This window comes from Thiobacillus thioparus DSM 505, assembly GCF_000373385.1.
Taxonomy (GTDB): domain Bacteria; phylum Pseudomonadota; class Gammaproteobacteria; order Burkholderiales; family Thiobacillaceae; genus Thiobacillus; species Thiobacillus thioparus.
This window is the reverse complement of sequence record NZ_KB891316.1, coordinates 315915-337234: the sequence shown is the minus strand read 5'-3', so window position 1 is coordinate 337234 and position 21320 is coordinate 315915. Positions and strand designations below refer to the sequence as shown.

The 21320-nt window shown below is 61.5% G+C and carries 17 protein-coding genes and 1 tRNA gene; 3 read left to right on the top strand and 15 right to left on the bottom strand.

Annotation, left to right across the window (positions count from 1 at the left end; genetic code table 11):
* Positions 1-7: 7 nt before the first annotated feature.
* From B058_RS0101745 to queA, 9 genes are all read right to left on the bottom strand, one after another.
* On the bottom strand, positions 8-862 hold the full coding sequence (locus B058_RS0101745) for an electron transfer flavoprotein subunit beta/FixA family protein (RefSeq protein WP_018506744.1): 855 nt from the start codon (positions 860-862) through the stop codon (positions 8-10).
* A 15-nt stretch (positions 863-877) separates the two neighbouring features.
* Positions 878-1567 (bottom strand): response regulator, encoded by a 690-nt coding sequence (locus tag B058_RS0101740; protein ID WP_018506743.1) that lies wholly within the window; start codon positions 1565-1567, stop codon positions 878-880.
* The gene (locus B058_RS0101735) at positions 1564-3036 is read right to left on the bottom strand and encodes a DUF4118 domain-containing protein (RefSeq protein WP_051081996.1); all 1473 of its coding nucleotides are present in this window, start codon (positions 3034-3036) and stop codon (positions 1564-1566) included. The genes B058_RS0101740 and B058_RS0101735 overlap by 4 nt, the downstream gene beginning before the upstream one ends.
* 383 nt (positions 3037-3419) lie before the next feature.
* The gene (locus tag B058_RS0101730; RefSeq protein WP_018506741.1) at positions 3420-4016 is read right to left on the bottom strand and encodes a DedA family protein; all 597 of its coding nucleotides are present in this window, start codon (positions 4014-4016) and stop codon (positions 3420-3422) included.
* A 74-nt stretch (positions 4017-4090) separates the two neighbouring features.
* Positions 4091-5023 carry a protein translocase subunit SecF gene (gene secF / locus B058_RS0101725; RefSeq protein WP_018506740.1) on the bottom strand — a complete coding sequence of 311 codons (933 nt, stop codon included), beginning with the start codon at positions 5021-5023 and terminating at the stop codon, positions 4091-4093.
* 10 nt (positions 5024-5033) lie between these two features.
* Positions 5034-6848, bottom strand: a complete 1815-nt coding sequence (gene secD / locus B058_RS0101720) for a protein translocase subunit SecD (RefSeq protein ID WP_018506739.1) — start codon at positions 6846-6848, stop codon at positions 5034-5036.
* 121 nt (positions 6849-6969) lie between these two features.
* Complete coding sequence (gene yajC, locus B058_RS0101715; protein WP_018506738.1) at positions 6970-7287, bottom strand: preprotein translocase subunit YajC; 318 nt, start codon at positions 7285-7287, stop codon at positions 6970-6972.
* 46 nt (positions 7288-7333) lie between these two features.
* Entirely contained in the window at positions 7334-8437 is a 1104-nt protein-coding gene (tgt, locus tag B058_RS0101710) for a tRNA guanosine(34) transglycosylase Tgt (RefSeq protein WP_018506737.1), read from the bottom strand.
* On the bottom strand, positions 8434-9459 hold the full coding sequence (queA, locus tag B058_RS0101705; RefSeq protein WP_018506736.1) for a tRNA preQ1(34) S-adenosylmethionine ribosyltransferase-isomerase QueA: 1026 nt from the start codon (positions 9457-9459) through the stop codon (positions 8434-8436). The genes tgt and queA overlap by 4 nt, the downstream gene beginning before the upstream one ends.
* Before the next feature lie 95 nt (positions 9460-9554).
* Between queA and B058_RS0101700 the strand changes: the two genes are divergently transcribed.
* From B058_RS0101700 to B058_RS0101690, 3 genes are all read left to right on the top strand, one after another.
* A tRNA-Leu gene (locus B058_RS0101700) sits at positions 9555-9641 on the top strand.
* Between the two features lie 337 nt (positions 9642-9978).
* Positions 9979-10860, top strand: coding sequence for an SRPBCC family protein (locus B058_RS0101695; RefSeq protein WP_157265463.1), 882 nt, complete (start codon positions 9979-9981; stop codon positions 10858-10860).
* 10 nt (positions 10861-10870) lie between these two features.
* The gene (locus tag B058_RS0101690; protein WP_018506734.1) at positions 10871-11620 is read left to right on the top strand and encodes a YceI family protein; all 750 of its coding nucleotides are present in this window, start codon (positions 10871-10873) and stop codon (positions 11618-11620) included.
* 209 nt (positions 11621-11829) lie between these two features.
* On the opposite strand, the gene B058_RS18235 is transcribed toward B058_RS0101690, so the two are convergent.
* The 6 genes from B058_RS18235 to B058_RS0101660 form a co-directional block, all read right to left on the bottom strand.
* On the bottom strand, positions 11830-13992 hold the full coding sequence (locus B058_RS18235) for a YecA family protein (RefSeq protein ID WP_018506733.1): 2163 nt from the start codon (positions 13990-13992) through the stop codon (positions 11830-11832).
* A 189-nt stretch (positions 13993-14181) separates the two neighbouring features.
* Positions 14182-15228 (bottom strand): endo-1,4-beta-xylanase, encoded by a 1047-nt coding sequence (locus tag B058_RS0101680; protein WP_018506732.1) that lies wholly within the window; start codon positions 15226-15228, stop codon positions 14182-14184.
* 1 nt (position 15229) lies between these two features.
* The gene (locus B058_RS16245; RefSeq protein ID WP_040723387.1) at positions 15230-16180 is read right to left on the bottom strand and encodes a polysaccharide deacetylase family protein; all 951 of its coding nucleotides are present in this window, start codon (positions 16178-16180) and stop codon (positions 15230-15232) included.
* 51 nt (positions 16181-16231) lie between these two features.
* Complete coding sequence (locus B058_RS0101670) at positions 16232-18553, bottom strand: tetratricopeptide repeat protein (protein ID WP_018506730.1); 2322 nt, start codon at positions 18551-18553, stop codon at positions 16232-16234.
* The gene (locus B058_RS0101665) at positions 18550-19935 is read right to left on the bottom strand and encodes a glycosyltransferase family 2 protein (RefSeq protein WP_018506729.1); all 1386 of its coding nucleotides are present in this window, start codon (positions 19933-19935) and stop codon (positions 18550-18552) included. Before B058_RS0101665 ends, B058_RS0101670 begins: the two co-directional genes overlap by 4 nt.
* Before the next feature lie 11 nt (positions 19936-19946).
* Positions 19947-20930, bottom strand: coding sequence for an NAD-dependent epimerase/dehydratase family protein (locus B058_RS0101660; RefSeq protein WP_018506728.1), 984 nt, complete (start codon positions 20928-20930; stop codon positions 19947-19949).
* Positions 20931-21320: the final 390 nt, after the last annotated feature.

Here is a 21320-nt window from a genome sequence, read left to right as displayed (position 1 = left end):
GTGTGGGTTATTGCGTGTCCGAACGGCGTTGCTCCAGTTCCTTGCGGACTTTCGGCATTTCGTTGAGGAGGCGCTCCAGCAGATTGTTTGCGCAGCTATCCGGGTCGGCAGGGTCAAATGGAATTGGCTTGGCCTTTTCGGCGCGCGCCGCCGGCCCGAAGACGCGGCTGACGATGGTGGGGCTGCCTTTCAGCCCCACCAGCTTGATGTCCTCGATGCCGGCGGCATTGCGATCCCAGTGGCGGATGGTCGCCCGTGCCGCGCGGAACATGCCGGGCGTCGAGGCGAAGCGGATCTCGTTGCTGCCTTCCAGCATGGTGATCAGCGCTGGCATGGCCGTTTCCAGAACCTGCACACCGCCTTCGGCACGGCGTTCCACGACGATGCGCCGCTGCGCCGGATCGACCTCGACGATGCGCGAAACATAGGTCAGCAGCTGCATGTCCAACCGCTTGGCGATGCCCGGGCCGACCTGGGCGGTATCGCCGTCGATGGTCTGCTTGCCGGTGAACACCAGGCCGACCGGCATTTCCTTGTCCAGGGTGCGGATGGCTGAAGCGAGGACGTAGGACGTGGCCAAGGTGTCGGCGCCCGCGAAGATGCGATCGGTAACCAGGATGGCCTCGTCGCAGCCCAGGGAAATGGCCTTGCGCAGGGCCGGTTCGGCCTGGGTCGGTCCCATGCTCATCACTGTCACCCGGCCTCCCAGTTGATCCTTCAAGCGCAGGGCTGCCTCGATGGCAAACAGGTCGTAGGGATTGATGATGGCGGGCACCCCCTGGCGCATGATGGTGTTGGTGACCGGATGCACGCGGATATGAGCGCTGTCCGGAACCTGCTTGATGCAAACGACGATATGCATGGCGGATAAGCGAGGTCAGGGTTGGAAGCGATAGCCGACGCCGGTCTCGGTGAGAATGTGGCGCGGCTGGGTGGGGTCGGATTCGATCTTCTGGCGCAGATGACCGACATAGACCCGGAGGTATTGATGGCTTTCCACCGCCTGGGCGCCCCAGACCTGGGCAAGCAGCTGGCGATGGGTCATCACCCGCCCGGGATGCGTGGCCAGGCAAAGTAACAGGCGGTATTCGATCTGGGTCAGATGGACAACCTCGCCCTTACGCCGCACCATGCGTCCGACGCAATCGATTTCAAAATCGCCGAAATGGATCAGCGGCTGATCCTGCTCGTTTTCGGCGCTGCGGCGACGCATCAGGGCACGGACTCGCGCCAACAATTCCGATACGCCGAAGGGCTTGGTCAGATAGTCGTCGGCGCCGGCGTCGAGCGCCGCCACCTTCTCGGTCTCCAACGAGCGTGCAGAGAGCACCAGGATAGGGACAGCGGACCACCCCCGATAATCCTGGATGAATTCAACTCCGTCCTGATCGGGCAGCCCGAGATCAAGCACGATCAGACTGGGTTGGCGCAACCCCAGTTCAATGCCGGCCTGGCGGGCGGAACCGGCCATCGCAACGCGGTAGCCTTCGCTCTCCAGGGCAGAGGCAACGAATTGCCGGATGTGCCGGTCGTCCTCGACTACCAGAATCCGCATGTCTTCGCTCATGCCTGGGCCTCCAGTTCGGCGACAAGGGGAGGCGTTTCCATCGGCAGACGAACCTTGAAGCAGGCGCCGCCGTCGCTGCGGTTTTCCGCATCGACGCGCCCTCCATGCGCTTCAACGATCGTGCGAACAATGGCCAGGCCCAGCCCCACGCCGGGGATGTTCGATTCGCACTGGCCGCGGCGGAACAGGCCGAAGATTTCCGCTTCGCAGCCGTCCGGCAAACCTGGACCGCGGTCGCAAATTTCGATTTCCAGCCAATTTTTCATCTGCCCTGCCGACAGATCGATCCCGGTTCCAGGCGGGCTGTACTTCGTGGCGTTCTCCAGCAAATTGCAAAGCGCACGTTCCATCAACACGGAGTCGATTTCGACCGGAGGAAGCGTCGACATGATCTCGACCTTGACGGGATGTCCATCGAGCTGCATCCGCATCTGCTGAAGGCTGGCGCCGATTACCTCTTCCACCGGCTGCCATGCCTTGTTGAGAGTGACCGCCCCGGACTGCAGGCGCGCCATTTCCAGGAGATTGCTGACCAACCGGTTGATGGTCAGGCCCTGGTCGCGAATGGCAATAATCATGGCCCGCTGCTTTTCCGGCTCGGTCGCCCGCCCCTCTGCCAACGTATCAGCCATTCCTACCAGGGCTGTAAGAGGGGTGCGCAAGTCGTGGGAGAGCGCGGAAAGAATGGTACTGCGCAGGGTTTCGGAGGCCATTTTCACCTCAGTCGTCTTGGCGAGTTCGGCGCAATGGATGCGCTCCAAGGCCACCGCGACCACCGATGCCATGATTTCCAGCAACTCCCGGGCATAGCCCGTCAGCGTGTCCGCGTCGTCCAGAACGAAACCAAGGACGCCTTGCAATCCTCTCGCCACTCGTAGAGGCACAACGGTCAGAGCACGCGTGGTACCCGGAACAGGCACAATGGCGAGATTCCGGCTGGCGATGATGTCAGCCAGGCCTGCTGGGCTTAATGGCGCCGGCAGATTGTCGAACGCGTCAGGTGTGAAGATTCTGACATCGTCCACGCTAAACGATGTCGTCAGAAAATGACTACTGATCTTCAGCACGTCCGCCGGAGTCTGCGCGGCGGTGAGCTGGCTTGCCAGCACATACAAGGCTCGCGAATGCTGCTCCCGCACTTTGGCGGCTTCGACGTGATTTTTCAACGTAGAGGTCAGATGCCCCACCAGCAAGGCCACTCCCAGCATGATGAGGGCTGTGATGAGGTGCTGAATTTCGGTAATGGCCAAGGAAAAGTAGGGCGGGACAAAGACATAGGCGAACGCCAGCGACCCCAGCAAGGCCGTCACGACAGCCGGACCGCGTCCCGACCAGACGGCCGTTGCGACCACCAGGAGGACATAAAGCAAAGCAATGTTGGATAAATCGATGGCCGTCCGCAGAGGGGCGATCAGCAGGGTGAGTGCTATACAGCCAAAGATTCCAAGCCCATATGGCCTGATTCGCACGATAAAGGTACTTGAGAGCTGAGAGTCTTGAACCGGAGGGTCATGGTACCCGGGGTCCAATAAAAAAATTATAAAAATAGCGGCAAGAGAATGTCGTCATCATCGGAGTGGCGAAGGGCATCCCGTATGCCGAAAATGAAGACTCGGATAAAGCGGACAACCATTCAAGGCCGATGGAGCCTTCTGCCTAGCCGAATCGGACGAAGAAGTGACGAGGCCTTGAGTGTCGTTTCAAGGACGTTGGCCAGCTCGAGAATCACGAAGCGAGACTCGCTTACGCACGTGATGGGTGGTGCACCCGTCACGGCGGTGGGATCGTCTTCTTGACGTTCTCTAGCGGAAGCGTCGACAACTGGACATTCTCGACTGTCTCTGGTCGCTTTTCAGCAGCGTTTCTGCCACCACACGTAGCCACCAATAATCAGCGCCACAAATGCGATGACGCCAGCAGTGATGAAGTGCTGATATTCCCTGATGAGGGCTTCGTTGCCGCCCAGAAAATAGCCGAACAGGGTGAGAATCAGCGACCAGAGCCCCGCGCCGAGGCTGGTGTAGGACGCAAATGCGCCGAGATTCATGCGGGAGAGCCCCGCGGGGATGGAAATCAGGTGGCGAATGCCGGGGATGAGGCGACCGGTAAAGGTGGACACTGCACCGTGCTTGACGAAAAACGCGTCAGTCTTGTGCAGCAGTTCGGGGCGCACGAAGAAGTAGCGGCCCCAGCGTTCGAGGAAAGGCCGCCCGACCCACATCGCTACCGCGTAATTGAATAACGCACCGACCAGGCAGCCGACAGTGGAGGTGAGCAGAATCAGCCCGATATTCATTTGACCCTGGTGAGCGAGGTAGCCTGCCGGAATCAGGACCAGTTCGCTCGGCACCGGCAATACCGTGGATTCCAGCGCCATCAGGATAAAGATGCCGATATAGCCCCAGTCGTGGACGGTGGCGAGGATCCAGGCGATGAAGTCTTGGAGCATGGGGGTGAGGGGTGAGTGGGAAGTGGTGAGTGGTGGCGGAAAGTGGAAACTCCACTCACCACTTGCGACTTACCTCACACCACCGCTTCTTCCTTCTTTTCCACAGGCTTGATGAAGTGCTCGCGCTTGACGCCGAACATCAGCAGCAGTGGCGAGGCGACCAGCACCGACGAATAGATGCCGAACATGATGCCGATGGTGAGCGCGAGCGCGAAGTTGTGCAGCGCTTCGCCGCCAAAGAACAGCATCGACAGCACCATGATCTGCGTCGACCCGTGGGTGATGATGGTGCGGCTCATGGTGCGGGTGATGGCGTCGTCGATGATGTCCGGGATGGTCGCGCCGCGCATCTTGCGGATGTTTTCGCGGATCCGGTCGAACACCACCACCGATTCGTTGACCGAGTAGCCGAGAATCGCCAGCACGCCGGCCAGTACGGTGAGCGTGAATTCCCACTGAAAGAAGGCGAACACGCCGAGGATGATGACGATGTCGTGCATGTTGGCGAGCATCCCCGCCACCGCAAAGCGCCATTCAAAGCGGATCGCCAGGTAGGCCATGATGCCGAAGGCGACCACCAGCAGCGCCAGTGCGCCGTTGTCGTAGAGTTCCTTGCCGACCTGCGGGCCAACGAAGTCGACGCGCTTCAATTCGAGCCCAGGGTTGGTGGCGGCCAGTGCGGTCATCACGCGGTTGCTGGTTTCCGCAGCGTTGCTTTCACCCTTGTTGGGCAAGCGGATCAGCACGTCGCGGCTGGTGCCGAAGGTCTGCACCGACACTTCCGTCAGGCCGGCGTTTTCCAGTACCGTCCGGATGGCCGGCAAATCGGCGGGCTGGCTGGTGCGCACTTCCATGACGGTACCGCCCGTGAAGTCGACGCCCAGATTCAGGCCCTTGTCCCACAGTGCCCAGATCGCAAAGAGAAAAGTGAGCAGCGAAATTGCCGTCGTCACCTTCCCCCAGCTCATGAAGGGGATGTTCTTCTTGAATGGGAAAAATTCCAGCATGGCGTTGCCCTTAGATCGAGACTTTGGCCAGCCGCGCCTGGCGGCCATAGGTGAGATTGACCATGGCGCGCGACACGGTGACGGCGCTGAACATGGAGGTGAGGATGCCCAGACACAGGACGACTGCAAAACCGCGCACCGGACCGGAACCCAGCCAGAACAGGGCGACGCCGGCGATCAGCGTGGTGAGATTGGAGTCGAGAATGGTGGCCCAGGCGCGTTCGTAACCGGCGTGGATCGCCGCCTGCGGGGTGGCGCCATTGCGCAGCTCCTCGCGGATCCGCTCGTTGATCAGTACGTTGGCGTCGATCGCCATGCCGAGCGTAAGCGCGATCGCCGCCATGCCGGGCAGGGTCAGTGTGGCCTGCAGCATCGACAGCAGCGCGATCAGGAAGAAGCCGTTGATGGCAAGCGCAATCGAGGAAAATAGTCCGAAGATACGGTAGTAGATCACCATGAACAGCGTGACGGCGAGGAACCCCCACAGGTTGGAGTGGAAGCCCTTGCTGATGTTCTCCGCACCCATGCTCGGGCCGACGGTGCGTTCCTCCACGATCTGCATCGGGGCGGCCAGCGCGCCGGCGCGCAGCAGCAGGGCGACGTCGGAGGCTTCCTGGGCGGATTCCATGCCGGTGATCTGTACGCGGCCGCCACCGATTTCCTCGCGGATGACCGGCGACGTGATGGCCTCGGCCACGCCTTTCTCGATCAGCAGGATGGCCATGCGCTTGCCGACGTTCTCGCGCGTCACATCCTTGAAGATGCGTGCGCCCTTGCCATCCAGGTTGATGTGGACGGCCGCCTGGCCGCTGGTGCTTTCAAAGCCGGGCGAAGCGTCGGTGATCGAATCGCCGGTCAGCACCACGTCCTTCTTCACGGCGATCTTCCCACCGTCGCGGCTGGATACGATGTCGTCGCCAAACGGGGCCTGCCCCTGCTGGATGGCGGTCGGATCGGCCTGTTCGTCGACCATGCGGATTTCCAGCGTGGCCGTGCGACCCAGAATGTCTTTTGCCTTGGCGGTGTCCTGTACGCCAGGGAGCTGTACCACGACGCGGCTGGCGCCCTGCTGCTGGATGACGGGCTCGGCCACGCCAAGTTCGTTGACGCGGTTTCTGAGCGTGGTGATGTTCTGCTGCAGGGCGAATTCCTGCACTTTGGTTTCGGCCTGCGGTTTCAGGCGTGCGGTCAGCGTGAAGCCCTCGGCCTGGTCATCAGTGGCGAAGAAGAGCTCGGTGAACGTGCTCCCCAGCTTGCTGAGGGCCGCATCGCGCTGGTCGCGGGTGGCAAAGTGTACGGTCACGGCGTTGCCTTCGCGGCTGATGCGTCCGTAGCGGATCTTGTCGCCTCGCAGTTCGGTGCGGAAATCGTTCTGGTAGCGGATGGCCGCCTTTTCCAGTGCGGCTTTCATGTCGACCTCAAGCAGGAAATGCACGCCGCCGCGCAAATCCAGACCCAGATACATCGGCAGCGCGTGTATCGACGACAGCCATGCAGGCGAGGCCGACACCAGGTTGAGCGCGACGGTATAGCGTTCCCCCAGACTGTTCTGCAGCACGTCCTTGGCCTTGATCTGCTGGTCGGTGCTGGCCAGACGGACCTTGATGCTATTTCCCGCCAGCTCCACCCCCTGATTGCCCAGATTGGTGGCTTTCAGCGAGGATTCCACCTGACCCAGCAGTGCCGTGTCGACCTTTTCGGTCGTGCGGACGGGGGAAATCTGCACCGCAGGCACTTCGCCAAAGAAATTGGGCAGGGTGTAGAGGAAGGCGATCACCAGCGTGATGCCGATGAATACATATTTCCAGAGCGGGAAGCGGTTCATTTTAGGAGGCGAGGATTGGAGAGCGAGGAAGTAGGGGTCGGGAAAAACGGGTGGCCAGGGGTTGGTTGTGTGGCCGCAGGCCAACCGCCAATCCTGGCTCCTGGCGCCTAACCCATCGTCTTTACAGGCCTTTGATCGTGCCCTTGGGCAACAGCGTCTGTACCGATTGCTTCTGTACGTGAGTGACGACACCGTCGGCGATTTCCAGGGACACATATTGATCGCCGAGCTTGACGATCTTGCCGACCTGGCCGCTTGCAGTGACGACTTCGTCGCCCTTGGCCAGTTCCGTCAGCATTTTCTTCTGCTCCTTGGCGCGTTTCATCTGCGGACGGATCAGCATGAACCAGAACAGGACGAAGATGATGATGAGCGGGAGGAACTGCTCATAACCCGGGTTGGCCGCTGCGGCGGCTTGTGCATGGGCAAGGGAAATCATGGGTAAACGCTCCGAATCAAGGCTATTCAGTTAAAACCACGGGATTCTACCACCCACGCGTTTGCATCTCGTGAAACCGGGCCGTGAAGTCGGCAAAGCGATGCGCTTCGATCGCGGCGCGCATCCCGGCCATCAGCCGGTGGTAGTAGTGCAGGTTGTGGATCGTTGCCAGCCGCGCACCAAGGATTTCGTTGGCACGGATCAGATGGTGCACGTAGGCGCGGCTGAAGTGGCGGCAGGTATGGCAGTCGCATTCGTCGTCGATCGGCGCGGTGTCGGTCTTCCAGCGCGCATTGCGGATGCGCATCTCGCCGCGCCGGGTGAACAGGATGCCGTGGCGCGCGTTGCGCGTCGGCAGCACGCAGTCGAACTGGTCGATGCCCTGGGTTACTGCCGCGACCAGGTCGGACGGCGTGCCGACGCCCATCAGGTAGCGCGGCTTGTGAGCCGGCAATTGCGGCGCGGTGTGGGCGAGGATGCGCGTCATGTCGTCCTTCGGCTCGCCCACCGAGAGACCGCCGATGGCGTAGCCGTCGAAGTCCATGGCGATCAGCTCGCGCGCCGATTCGTTGCGCAGGCCTTCGTACATGCCGCCCTGCACGATGCCATAGAGCGCATTGGGATTGCCGGCATGTGCCGCCTTGGAACGTGCCGCCCAGCGCAACGAGAGCCGCATCGAGTCGGCCGCTTCGCGCTCGGTGGCAGGGTAGGGCGTGCACTCGTCGAAGATCATCACGATGTCGGAATTCAGCGTGCGCTGGATCTGCATCGAGATTTCCGGCGTCAGGAACAGCTTGTCGCCGTTGATCGGCGAGGCGAACTTCACGCCGTCCTCGGTGATCTTGCGCAGCTTGCCCAGGCTGAACACCTGGAAGCCGCCCGAATCGGTAAGGATGGGCCTGTCCCAGCCCATGAAGCGATGCAACCCGTCGAATTTTTCGATCACGTCCAGCCCTGGCCGCAGCCACAGGTGGAAGGTGTTGGACAGCACCATCTCGAAGCCGATATCGGTGAGTTCGGCCGGCGACATGGCCTTCACCGTGCCGTAGGTGCCCACCGGCATGAACACGGGCGTCTGCACGGTGCCGTGCGCGAGCTGGAGCTGGCCGCGGCGCGCGCCGCCGTCGGTGGTGAGGAGATCGAATTTCATTCGGGGGGGCGTTTCTCTAAAAACATCGCATCACCATAGCTGAAGAAGCGGTAGCGCTCTTTGATGGCATGCGCATAGGCGGCGCGGATGGTGTCCACGCCGGCAAACGCCGAGACCAGCATCAGCAGCGTGGAGCGGGGCAGATGGAAATTGGTGATGAGCGTGTCGACCACCCGGAATCGATAGCCCGGCGTGATGAAGATGTCGGTTTCGCTGGAGCCTGCGTGCAATCGACCAGCCTGCGCGGCCGCTTCCAGCGCGCGCAGGCTGGTGGTGCCCACAGCCACCACGCGGCCGCCGCGTGCGCGGGTCTCAGTGATGGCATCGACCGTCTGCGGGGGGATCGTGTAGCGCTCACTGTGCATTTTATGCTCGGCCACGTCGTCCACCCGTACCGGCTGGAAGGTGCCGGCGCCGACGTGCAGGGTCACCCGTTCCGCACGGACCCCCTGTTCTTTTAGCGCAGCCAGCATCGCGTCGTCGAAATGCAGGCCGGCCGTCGGCGCCGCCACCGCACCCGGCTCGTCGGCGTAGACGGTCTGATAGCGCGCTTCGTCGTCTGCCGTCGGCACGTGTTCGATGTAGGGCGGCAGCGGCAACCGGCCGAACTGGTCCAGCACCTCCAGCACCGGGCGCGGAAAGCGCAGCTGCGTCAGATCGTCCTGCCGCGTCAGCACATCAAGGAGGGTGTCTTCGGAAAGATGGATGTGCGAGCCTGGTTTCGGCGCGTGGCTGGCGCGGATGAAGGCCAGCGCCTCGAATTCGCCCACGACCCGCTCCACCAGCAGTGCGACCTTGCCGCCGGAGTCCTTCTGGCCGAACAGCCGCGCCTTGATCACGCGCGTATCGTTCATCACCAGCAGATCGTCCGGCCGCAGCAGCGCAGGTAGCTCGCTGAACCAGCGGTCATGCAGTGCACCGGTCGCCTCGACGTGCAGCAGCCGGCTGCCGCCGCGTACCGCGGGAGGAAACTGGGCAATCAGGTCGGCAGGGAGATCGAAATCGAAATCGGCAACACGCATGGGGCGCGATTATAACGGTCGCCTTGCGGCAGGCCGTCCGATTCGGCGATAATGCGCGGCTTCTGTCGCCGGACGCGTTCGCATCCGGCCCCTTTGCCGGGATGGCGGAATCGGTAGACGCAGCGGATTCAAAATCCGCCGGTGGTAACACTGTGGGGGTTCGAGTCCCCCTCCCGGCACCAATAAATACGCGTGGTTTTGTTGTATGGCGTTCCCGGACGCTAAGGTCCTTCCGTCCCTCAGCCCATCAGAATACGACCGTTCGCCCCAATTGTGGGTAGCCGTGAAAATCGAACTGCCTGCTACCGCCTCCCAAAAAAATCTTCGTCGCTTCGGGAATAAATCCCAATCCATTTCTGTTTACTCACATGACAAGCGTATCCACGTGTGATGGCACGGGATAAATCCGCCTTGATGTTGCGCCTTTAGGATGCGATGCACCCGCCCAAGGCCTGGCCACCCTGGACGACTCTCGCGACAAGGCAGCGCCACCGATTTCCATACGAGGACGACCCGGACATGGCAAAGAGAATTCCAGGCTGGGTGCCACTGGCAGCGGCTTTGGTTGCCGCCCTGGGGGGTGGGGGCGCAGATGGCACAGCAGCGCATGCAGTGGGCGATTACCACAAGACATACGACCTTTGGCAACCGCCGCCAGATCAAGCAGATGCCAGCGCGAAGTTCGATCTCGAGTGGTTGTACGGGGAAGGACACAGCGTGGCCAAGGACGATTTGGCGGCGATTAAGTGGGACCGTCTTGCCGCCAACCCGGGCGACAGCATTGCCGACGAGGTCACCGTGAATACCGCACGCGTTGCCGACGGCAAGGCTATCCAGGTAGGCGTGGCGCTGGTGCTGCCGATAAGGCATGAAGTGGTCTGGGACGTGTTGAACGATTACGAGAACATGCCCCGCTTCGTTCCAGACATCCTTGCCGCCCGTCTGATCAGTGCCGGAGCCGGGAGAAAACGCGTGGAGATCGAAGGCGTGGCGCGACTCCTGTTCCTGGAATACCCAACCCGCACGACCCTGGATGTGATGTATCCCCCCGACGGATCCATTGTCATCAACTCGGTGGCAGGCAATCTGGCCATCCACGGTGTCGTGCGGGTGCAGGGCAACGGAACATACACCCGGATCGATTATCAGGTCCGGATGACACCGGATTTCTGGCTGCCGCCGCTGATCGGCGATTTCTTGATCAGCCGCCAGATCAAGCGTCAGTTCGAGGGTATGGTGTCGGAGATGCATCGGCGGGCGGACAACCGTCAAATGGAGGGCCGCACCCTTGATGGATTAAGGCTCAGCGGTATCCGGCCGGCTTGGGACAATTCATGGTTCGCCGATTCCAAATCGGAAACGCGGAATTTAGCGGAGATCCAACGAACTGCCGGACCTTGAAGGAGCCAGCATGCATCTAAAGAAGATCCTGACTTTTCTTTCCAGCGCAGCTGTCACCATAACGCTGCTCAGCTGCACCGTCATATCGCCCGCTTCGCCAACGAGTGGAGCGTCGCTCACCCAGAGCGACCGCCAGGCGGAATTGAAAACCGAATATGCCGCGTTGAGTGGCGCGAGTGGAAAAGTCTTCACTCTCGATCCGGGCCAATCGACGGTTCGAATCTATGTGTTTCGTGGCGGCCGGGCTGCCGCAGTGGGGCACAATCATGTCCTCTCCGCGCCCCGGTTCGTCGGGTTTTTTTACCTGCCGGCCACCGGAGCGGCAAACGGACGATTTGATCTGGCATTTCGTCTCGACCAACTGGAGATCGACAATTCGAAGTACCGGTCGACTCTCGGTAGCGCCTTCGCGTCCATCCTGTCTCCCGAGGCCATAAAAGGGGCGCGTGAGCACATGCTGGGCGTGAATAACCTACAAGCCGACAAATTCCCCTTTGTTCGCGTGCATTCGCTTCGGATCACCGGGGAATCCCCCAAATTTGCCGCCAAGGTGCAGATCGAAATGCACGGCCAGCAGCACGTGATGTGGATTCCTCTTGCCGTTGAGGGTTTGCCGGAGCACCTGGTGGTCGCGGGATCGTTCGTCCTGCGTCAAACCGATTTTGGGGTGCAACCCTACTCGGTATTGGGTGGGTTTCTCGCAGTGCAGGATGAGGTCGTGGTCGAATTCAAATTGCTGGGCGACCGAGGGCCACCGTGAATCGCCTAGAACGCTGTAAAGACCTTTGAGTCGAGCTTGTGAGTTCGGTTTGGCCGAGTCAGGGACAGTGGGGTGACTGGTGATCGGCCAAAACGGACAATCGCATTCAAGGAAAAAGTGTCTGGTGATAGCCTCAAAGCTGACGCGGCGGTTCTGGTACGGCAACAACGGGTGCCATGTACTAGGTTGATTGGAGGCTTGGATCAACTTTAGTCAAGGCAGCATTTCTTGAATTTGCGTCCACTGCCACAGGGGCAAGGGTCGTTCCGGCCAGTCTTCTTTGCCCGATTTCGTCTTCCCATCAGTGCTTCAAGACCCTGATCGATAGGAACAGGCGCCTGCATCCCTTTGGTTTCTTCATCCAGGTTCTCATCGTGAACCCACGGAAAAACCAAAGAGACACCAAACCTTACGTCCGGCGCCGATGAGGTCATGCAGAGCCCAAACCACCGCCCAGCCTTCTCCCGGTATTTCCGAAGCACGCAATAAGACTTCAAGCGAGGGCCAGCCACTTGTGCAGGCTCATCGGTGCAGTGGAAGGTAATCCCAAAACCTTCCTTGAAGCCAAATGTGGCGTCATGCATCTCGCCATCTGCACGCGTCCGAGCAGCTAGCCTGTCAACAGCACGACTTATTTCGTTTACAGCTTGTTCGCTCATTGCAAGGAGCATGAAGCCGAGGTCGATAGTTACAGGGTCTGGTCGCGCCTCAATTTCCTTCACTACTTTACCAAGTGTCGTTTTTCCAAACCGTGTCAGGACGCCATCGGGCGTTGCGGCCCCTTGTACGCCAGCACGTCTAACGGCCATCGCGATGTCTAACCCGGCTGAAAAGTCATCCCCTAAATACACCAGGTTAACATCAGGCTGCACCCATAGATTTTTGGACAGGTGATAGCCAAGGATAGTCAGTTCCTGCGATGCCATGAGTTGCTCAGCATAGTTGGCACGGCGGTTCACGTAGCTGAGAAACTGTAGCGGTGACTGCAGCATTTCGGTCATGGCATCCACAGCGAAAACGTCCATAACCAGCGGTGCTTGAACCCGATCGATCGATTCTGTCTTCAGAAACTGCCGTGTCTGAAAGCTCAAGGCTGGGTAGTGATCGCTGACGACACAGAAGATGTAGATTTCTTTGATCTCACTTGGTAGCTCAACCGTATGCCCGTCTGCGGTTGCCAGCCGGTATGGCTTGCCGAGTAAGACCTTGGCGCAAGCGGCCCCCTGGGCGTAAGCAGCCTGGACTGCCTTCATGAAGTCGTCCCGGATAACCTGGTCATTCCCCTTTTTCGATTCCAGAGTCAGGCGCTTCGATTTGGCCTGCACGATGACGACCCGATTGCCCCAGACGACTAGCACGTCGATGTCAGAAACCTTCGTCGCCTTGGTCTCGAAAACATCCACGTTCAAATGAACATGATCGTCACCAAAGACCAAGCCGAGGCGCTCAGCTACAAAGGTCTCAGTGAAGCCGCCTCGGTTTTTAGTAAGCGTTGGCAGATATAGCTTGTCCTGGGCCATCCAGTAAAAGGGCGCTTCGTAAATGGCCTCGGCAAGCGAATAGGATTGGAGTGATAGGAGCTCTCCGCTTGGCATCCGCAGCAGGGGCATGGCTGTGATGACGTTGAAGTCGTGAAGCTCGTTGAACCCCGCATTGCGTTCAGCAGAAGACAATTCAAATATGCCAAGCACCCGTTCCACCACGTCGGGAGCAAGTTTCGCCTTCACTGCAATCTCATCAGCAGTGAAGGCGAATAGAGGAAGCATGGTCCATTCGTCAGGGTGCTGCTTTCGCATGTGCTCACGAATTGCGTCAAAGTGGTCGGCGTGGACCTCTTCAACCGCTTTGGCGACACGCGAGGCCAGATCGATGGTGAAGCCTCGGTTTGCCTCGAGCCATGACGCGTCGGCCGCGTATTTACGGACGGCCAAATCGAGGTATTGGAAGTTGTAAGCCGCTTCCCCGCTGTAGAAGATCGGCTCTCGCAGTACAGCCCCCCGCTCAAATGGATCGAAGCCGCTGTCAACAGCTTCTTTGGTTAGACCCGACCAGAACTCTCCAGACAGACAGTGGTGCAACTCTTCAAGGAGTTGCTCTGTCGCATCCATGTACTCCTGCACTAGCTTCGGTGTAGGCAGGCTCCAATCGATCTCAGCCTTGACCATTAAGCCAAGCAAGGTATTGATCTCCGTTCGGATGAGTCGCAAGGGTGAGAACATCTTCCTCAAATCGGCTTCCTTCATGTCACCCGAGTGGAGGATGATATTGTCCCGGAAGCAGATGTGCGCGACAGCATGGATGTAGCCAGGCCGGCAACAGAGCGCGGCTAGGTCAGCAAAAACTTCTTGTTCTGAACGAGTTGTCGGCTTCATCGCCGACACCGTAACTCAAACATACCCAACGTCCAAGGCCGATACTAAGGGTAGAAAATTGTGCGATTACAGCCATTCCACTGAGTTGGTTCCACTGGCGGCTCTGGCCGAGAACCAGACAGTCATGGAAGAAAGCTTGAATACTGAAACCTCGGGTTTCGTACTCCCGGATTTACCTGCCTGCGGTTTTTAACGCTTGTGAGATGCCTTAGTTAGCAGCGCGAGCTTGATGCTCCAGTATGCGGGTTTCGCATGACCGGATGCGTCGAATAGCAGCGCCGCACCCTGGCCGGGAAAGAATTCCGGTATCCACGAATAACGATCGGTCGCCCCCCAGGTGGAGAAGCTGCGGCACTGCGGTACGGCCAGGCAGGCCTGCAGCATGGCGCCATACAGCACAGCCTGTTTCTTGAGAGCCGCGCGGCTCGCTGGCAGAGGCAGCATCACGTCCATTTCGGTGATGTCGGTCTGCAACCCGAGCGCGGCCAGGCGCTTCATGTTGAGGCGCACGTCCTCGGGGCGGGGCGCGTCGTTCAGGCTCACGTGCATCTGCAGGCCCACGGCGTCGATCGGGACGCGGTGCGTGCGCAGGCCGGCCACCAGCGTGTAGATGCCGTCCGACTTGGCCCCGGCGCCTTCGCCGCCATAGTCGTTGTAGCGCAGGCGCGCCTGCGGGTCGGCCTCGTGTGCCCAGCGGAATGCCAGCGCCAGATAGTCCGCGCCGATGCCGCGCGACCAGAAGGTCTCGCGTGGCTTGCCGTCTTCGCCGACCGCTTCGGCCGCCACGTCCCATGAGGCCACGCGTCCGCGATAGCGGGCGACGACGGTCTGGATGTGCTCGCGCAGGATGGCCTTCAGTTCGTCGGAACTGAAATGGCCCTGCGTCAGCCAGTCCGGCAGTTGCTGATCCCACACCAGTACATGGCCGTTTACCTGCATGGCATGCGCTTCGGCGAATGCGACAAGGGCATCCGCCTGCGAGAAATCGAAGCGTCCGCGTTCGGGCTGGATGACGGAGAATTTCATCGCGTTCTCCGGCGTGACGAGGTCGAACTCGCGCGCCAGCAGCCGGGAATAGGGGGCGTCGGTGCCCAGGGCCTCGACGTTCACGGCCGTGCCGAAATGGATCCCGGCCGTGTGCGCCAGGCTGCGCACGCCGCCGGCGGCAAGGGCGAAGGTGGCCGTGGTGCACACGACGGCGGACGCGATTGCCATGAGGGTGATGCGCCAGGACATGTCAGTAGCCGCGTAGCGCGGCGGTCCCGGCCCACTGGGTGACAAAACCCGGGACGGGTGGTGGCAGCGGCGGCCGCAGGCCGGCCTGGCGGGCCCAGCCTTCGAGCCAGGATTCGCCTTCCGCGCCGCTGGCCCCCAGGGGCGCGGCGTAGGCGGGATCCCTGAGCGCGTCATCCAGCGTGACGAAGCGGTAGCCGCGCTGCCTGAGCATGTCGGCGAGCGCGTCGAAGTGATCCGCGTTGAGCGAATTGGCGTGCAGCACCAGCACGTGGGCGATGGGGCGGCCGAACAGGTCGAGCGCCAGCTGCTCGGCCTGCGCGAACACCGTCTGCATGTAGGGCACGTAGGCGGCGCCGATGCGGCGTGCCGCGTCCTCGTCGCCTTGCGCCTGCGCCCGGGCATACGCAGCGGCGAACACCCATTCCGGGCTGTTCACGGTCACGGGGGCCACGACATAGCCATGCGCCGTCAGGAAATCCCGGAAAGCCGCGCGTACTTCGGGGGTCGTCCCCTGGTGCAGGAATGGATGGCGGAACCAGCGCAGAGTCTTGCCTTCGCGCTGCATGAGGGGGAGGGTCACGGTTTCGCCCTGCAGCAGATCGGCCTCGAACTCAGCGAGTGGCACCCGGTTGAGCGAGAGGTGCGAAAAAGTGTGATTACCGAGCTCGAAGCCAGCCTGCAGCCACACGCGCAGCAGGCCGACCCGACCTGCATCCAGGATGCCGTCGCGGGTCAGTTTCGCCTCGTTGACAAACCCGACTGCGGGTACATGCTCGGCCTGCAGGCTGTGCAGCAGGCGGGCGGTCATGTCCTCGAGATAGCCGTCGTCCTCGGTCGGAACCGAGGCAAAGGGCAGATCATCGAAGGTGACCGCCACCGTGCGTTCCAGCGGCGGCGCGGCCGACGCGGCGAAGGGGAGCAGGCAGAGAAGGAGAAACAGCCAGCGTGTCATGTTGCCCAAGTGCGACGCATTCCGGAGGGGGGTCGCCTTGCTGGACGGGACTTAGAAACGGCGTGTCAGGCCGAGTTCGAACGTGCGCGAGCGGTATCCTGCCGTGGGGCCGCCGCCATAGCTGGAAAAGCCGGCCTTTACGTCGAGGAACCAGTCCCGGTACAGGCCGAAGAAGCCTTCCGCCACGATGTCGCCGCCGCTGCGAAAGCCGGATTGGGTGTTGTCCTTGTAGGGGCCGTAGCTGAAGGCCACGCTCACGCCGTCGTCGTCGCTGATCTTCCAGTAGGTGAAGGCGGTCAGTGCGTAGCGTTGATAGAGGGAGGGGGCGTAGTAGCCGTTGCCCGGGTCCTGGTCGAAACCGAACCAGCGGCCGCTCACGCCGAGGTCCAGGTTCAGGCGCTGCGTGCGCAGGATGGCGCGGCGCGGCGCAAGCTCGGCCTCCCAGCGGTCGTTGCCGTCGGAGAACGTGTCGTAGGCGAGGCGGCCGGCGACGGTGTAGCGCAGGTCGGGGGTCCAGGTCGCGTCGAGGGTATTGGCGCGGCGCTCGATGCCGAGCGCCGCGGCACGGGGCGACACGGCAAACAAATCCTGGCGACGCGACAGCCGCAGGGCAAGCTCGTCCCTCGGCTGCAGGTCGGCGCCGAGTTCGTAGATGAAGCGGCTGTCGCCCGTGGCCGTGCCGCCGCCGACCTGCGCGTCGAGCGACAGCCTGGGCGAAATGCGGTGCTGGACGCCCAGCCAGGCACGGTTGTAGCCGACGGTGGTGCCGCCGTCCGGCCTGGCGTAGGGGCTGCCGGCTTTCGTATTGATCGATTGGCGGTCGGCTCCGCCGAACAGGCGGGTTTCGGGGTTGATCACGTATTCGCCCGCCAGTCCGGCATGGCGGAGCGTGATGTTGTCGGAGGCCGACTCGTAGCCCAGATTGAGAGTGGCGTTGGACCGCTGCGGCGTGTAGATGAAGCGGGTCAGGTCGGCGGTTTCCTTGCTGTCCAGGCGCAGACGCGCGACGTCGGCAAGGCTCGCCAGCGCTTCGCGCGGGCGATGGGCGTAATGCAGGGCGATGGTGCGGGTGTAGCCCAGTTCGTAGTCGTCGCGCAGTTCCGGTTCGAGTGCGGCGATGAAGCCGAGGGCGGGCGTCGGCCGTTCCGCCCAAGCCAGCACGCGCGCTTTCTGCTTGCGGTAGGCAAGGTTGTCGCCGAAGCGTGTCTTGTAGGCTTCCAGCAGCTCCATCGCACGCGCGTAGTCGCCCAGTTCGGTGACGACGACGATGTATTCCATCGATGCGGCTGCCACGCCGGGCTGCCTGGCCAGGTAGTCGCGATAGGCGCGCGCCGAGTCGTCCAGCTGGTTGCGCCAGTAATACACACGGGCAATCCCCAGGCGTGCCCCGGGGTCGTCCGGTGCGATTGCGAGGATGCGCCGGTAACTGTCCAGCGCCGTGGCGTAGTCGCTGCGCCAGGCGGCGATATCGGCGCGGCTGCGCAGGTACTCGAGGTTGGTCGGGTCGAGCGCCACCGCGTGCTCGATGGCGTCCGCTGCGTCGCCGGCTTCCTTGTCGGTGGAGTAGCTCTGCGCCAGGCGGTAGTACAGGGCATGATCCTGCGGGGCGAGGCGGCTCGCTTCCTTGAGTGCGGCCGACGCGGCCGCGGGATGGTTGCCCAACGCATAGAGATCGGCCATGCGCAGCCAGTAATCCTTGCTCGTGCCGAAGCGCTGGCGGAACAGCGCGTCGTATTCCTGGACGGCCTGGGTGTCGCCGCGCTCGGCTTCCAGTTCCATGTACTCCAGCATCACGTCCTTGTCCTGCGGACGCTGCGTCAGGTAGGTACGATAGCGCGGCACGGCGGCGTCCTTCTTGCCGCTGCGCGCGCTGGCCCGGGCGAGACCGAGCAGGGCATCGGCATCCTGGGGCGTCGCGGCAAGGATGCGTTCGAAGCTGTCGGTCGCCACGGCGTAATAGCCGGTCCACAGGGCGATTTCGCCGCGCGCACGCAGGTAGGTCGGATTGCCCGGGTCGAGTTCGACGGCTTGCGCGATGGCGGCCAGCGCGCTCGGACCTTTCTGGATGGCGGCATAGGCCTGCGAAAGCTTGTAGTGCAGGCGGGCGTCCATGGGCGCGTATTGCGTTGCCTCACGCAGGGCTTCGGCGGCACCAACAGGATCTTTGAGCTGGGTGGCGCGAATGTCGGCGATGCGTTCCCACAAATCCGCCTGCGCCGGGTTGGCTGCCAGCGCTTGCTGATAGATGCCCACTGCGTCGGTCCATTGACCCTGCATCTCGGCACGCAGGCCGGCGTCGGGGACGGGCTGCGCAGCCGCCGGCAGCGGTGCCGCCGCGAGACAGGCCAGAGCGAGGATCGGAAGCAATTTCATTTGCGCCACCGCCGGTTACGGAAGATCCACAGATCGGCGGCGAAGCGGCCGACCGTGATGAGATCGAACAGTAGCACGGCATAACGCAACGGCATCACCAGCAGGCTCTTGAAGAAATATTCCAGTCGATGTCCCTTGGCCACCGTGACCAGGATGCTGGTGCCGACGGCGGTTTCCGCAATGAGCGTGATCGCCAGCGGTTCCCACAGTTGCAGCAGGATCATGATCAGCAGCGCGGTCGGAAAGGCCACTTTCTCGAACGCCGACATGAACAGCACCCAGCCGATCGGACGACCGTATTTGCGCGTGTAGTCGGCGCCAAAGGGCTGGCGGTACTGTTCGAAATGCACGCGTTTGTCGGCGTGGTTTCCGGTCACTTTGGCGGCTTCCTTCTTCTTGCGGCGGTAGCGCTTGAAGGCCTTGAACGGGCTGCGCATCAGGTCGTCGAAATAGTAGCAGCTCTGCAGGAAGGACGAGGACCACAGATAGATCTGCCCTGGCACCCGGCCGACTTCCGGTTCCTGCGAGCGGGCGTAGACGTCGGTCACCTGGATGTTGCGGTAGCCGTTGTCGTTCATGGCGAAGCCGATGAAGATGTCTTCCGAATTGGTGAGGTCATCGCCCAAGATCGGCTCGTAGCGGTCGAACACGATGGTTTTCAGCACGCTGCGGCGGTAGGCCACGGCACATCCCACCGGATTGAGAATGCTGCCGAAGAAGGTCACCTGCCCCAAGTACACGAATTTCTGCAGGAAGTAATACAACACGTCGCGGTACATGTTGGTGATGCCGCGCTGCAGGTGGTGGAACCAGCCTACCCTGGGATAGATGGTGGCTTCGGGATGGGATTTGAGAAAGGTTTGCAGCGCCTCGGTCTTGAGCATGGCGTGGCGGTCGCGGTCGCGCAGCGGCAACACGGTGCCGCAGGCGCTGGCGATGCCCTTATAGAGTTCCTCGACCACGCGGTCGATGTAGTTGTCCGATTCCAGCACGGTGTCGCCGTCGAGAATGAACTCGACGTCAGAATCGAATTCGCGCGACTGGCGCTTCAGGGTCGGCGTCTTGCCGATCGAGTGCGCGCGCCGGATTGTGATCAGGTCCATGCCGTTGAGGGCACAGAAGGTCTGGGCATATTCGACCGTGCGATCGCGGCTGCCATCGTCGATCAGGATGATGCGCGTGGGCTTGCGGGTCTGGCGCGCCAGTGCGGCCAGACACAGAGGGATGTTGCTCTCCTCGTTGAAGGCGGGGATCACGACATCGACCGTGGCCTCGCGCCAATCCTCGGCCGGATTGGGAAGGGTCTTGTCCGGTCCGTGGGCCAGGCCGATGAGGCTCAGCACCGTGTTCGGGCTGAGGATGAAATAAGGTGTCGTGGCCATGGGCGTCTATTCTAGGCGACGCGCCGGATCTTCGCGGATTCGCGCGTGATCAGGTCGTCAAGTGTGTCGTTCAGCTTCCATTCCGGTTCGAATCCGGTGAGCGCCCGCAGTTTGTTGAGCACCGGACGCCGGTGTGTGACGTCCTCGAATTCCTCGCCGTAGGCATCCTTGTAGGAAATGTAGTGCAGCGGCGAACTGCTGTGCGCGCGTTGCACGATCAGCGAGGCCAGATCGTGGATGGATATCTCCTGGTCGTTGCCGACGTTCACCACTTCGCCCCAGGCTGCCGGGCAGCCGGCAAGGCGGTCCAGCGCCACCACGGTGTCGCGTACGTCGCAGAACGAGCGTGTCTGGTTGCCTTCGCCGTAGACGGTGAGCGGCTCGTTGTTGACCGCCTGCCTGACGAAACTGGGCACCACCATGCCGTAATGCCCGACCTGGTTGGGGCCGATGGTGTTGAACAGCCGGGCGACCACGATGTTCAGCCCGTATTTGCGGGCGTAGGAGAAGGCGAGGAACTCGTCCGCCAGCTTGGTCACGGCATAGGCCCAGCGCAGGCGGCCGGCGGAGGGTAGCACGATGTAGTCGATCTCGGAGAAGCTGCTGCTGGTGTTGAAGCCATACACCTCCGAGGTCGAGGCGATGATGACCTGCGGGTTCCAGCCACCGTGCTGGATGGCGCGCAGGATCCGTTCGGTGCCGGTCATGTTGGTCGCCATCACGGCCACCGGATCTTCCAGTACCTTTTTCACGCCGACGACCGCAGCCATGTGGTAGATGCGGTCGGCCCAGGCGACAGCCTTGTCGAGGCCGTTCCAGTGCAGGATGTCGGCCTCGGCAAAGCGGAAGGCGGAGTTGCCGCGGAAGGGGTCGATGTTCGCAAGGGAGCCGGTGCTCAAATTGTCCACGACATAGACCTGGTCGCCCAGCGCCAAATGGTGCTCCGCCAGATGCGATCCGATGAACCCTGCGCCGCCCGTGATCAAAACATGCATATCCCACCTCTCCGAGTTTTCGCCAGCTACTGCCGAACGATTAACAGGCTGCCCGTGCGGTCCAAAATCGAGACCCAGTAAAAACAATGAGTTGTCGGATTTTGTTGGAGGCCGGACTGCTAGCATCGTGCCTATCCATGGTGCAGCAAGGAGCGTACCAATTCGTACGTATGTAGGATAGATCCCTTCAAGGGCACCTTTTGGGTGCATGCTCGTCCCTGTCTTACGGCGACATTGAAGATTCGGGGCACATTTTTGGGGCGGCGTTTTGGCCTGTCATGTGCCCATCACCAATTTTTCCTATGGTTAATCAAGTGGTGACGTTTTTATTGCGTCAGTGGCATAGCCGTTGCTTGTTGACGATCGGGCGGCATCGAATGTCATAGCCAA

What these genes read in the sequence shown, in the direction of transcription:
- B058_RS0101740 (WP_018506743.1), bottom strand. Translation starts at nt 1,567, where the DNA reads ATGAGCGAAGACATGCGGATTCTGGTAGTCGAGGACGACCGGCACATC.
- B058_RS18235 (WP_018506733.1), bottom strand. Translation starts at nt 13,992, where the DNA reads ATGAAGCCGACAACTCGTTCAGAACAAGAAGTTTTTGCTGACCTAGCC.
- queA (WP_018506736.1), bottom strand. Translation starts at nt 9,459, where the DNA reads ATGCGTGTTGCCGATTTCGATTTCGATCTCCCTGCCGACCTGATTGCC.
- B058_RS16245 (WP_040723387.1), bottom strand. Translation starts at nt 16,180, where the DNA reads ATGACACGCTGGCTGTTTCTCCTTCTCTGCCTGCTCCCCTTCGCCGCG.
- B058_RS0101730 (WP_018506741.1), bottom strand. Translation starts at nt 4,016, where the DNA reads ATGCTCCAAGACTTCATCGCCTGGATCCTCGCCACCGTCCACGACTGG.
- B058_RS0101745 (WP_018506744.1), bottom strand. Translation starts at nt 862, where the DNA reads ATGCATATCGTCGTTTGCATCAAGCAGGTTCCGGACAGCGCTCATATC.
- yajC (WP_018506738.1), bottom strand. Translation starts at nt 7,287, where the DNA reads ATGATTTCCCTTGCCCATGCACAAGCCGCCGCAGCGGCCAACCCGGGT.
- tgt (WP_018506737.1), bottom strand. Translation starts at nt 8,437, where the DNA reads ATGAAATTCGATCTCCTCACCACCGACGGCGGCGCGCGCCGCGGCCAG.
- B058_RS0101695 (WP_157265463.1), top strand. Translation starts at nt 9,979, where the DNA reads ATGGCAAAGAGAATTCCAGGCTGGGTGCCACTGGCAGCGGCTTTGGTT.
- B058_RS0101690 (WP_018506734.1), top strand. Translation starts at nt 10,871, where the DNA reads ATGCATCTAAAGAAGATCCTGACTTTTCTTTCCAGCGCAGCTGTCACC.
- secF (WP_018506740.1), bottom strand. Translation starts at nt 5,023, where the DNA reads ATGCTGGAATTTTTCCCATTCAAGAAGAACATCCCCTTCATGAGCTGG.
- secD (WP_018506739.1), bottom strand. Translation starts at nt 6,848, where the DNA reads ATGAACCGCTTCCCGCTCTGGAAATATGTATTCATCGGCATCACGCTG.
- B058_RS0101665 (WP_018506729.1), bottom strand. Translation starts at nt 19,935, where the DNA reads ATGGCCACGACACCTTATTTCATCCTCAGCCCGAACACGGTGCTGAGC.
- B058_RS0101660 (WP_018506728.1), bottom strand. Translation starts at nt 20,930, where the DNA reads ATGCATGTTTTGATCACGGGCGGCGCAGGGTTCATCGGATCGCATCTG.
- B058_RS0101670 (WP_018506730.1), bottom strand. Translation starts at nt 18,553, where the DNA reads ATGAAATTGCTTCCGATCCTCGCTCTGGCCTGTCTCGCGGCGGCACCG.
- B058_RS0101680 (WP_018506732.1), bottom strand. Translation starts at nt 15,228, where the DNA reads ATGTCCTGGCGCATCACCCTCATGGCAATCGCGTCCGCCGTCGTGTGC.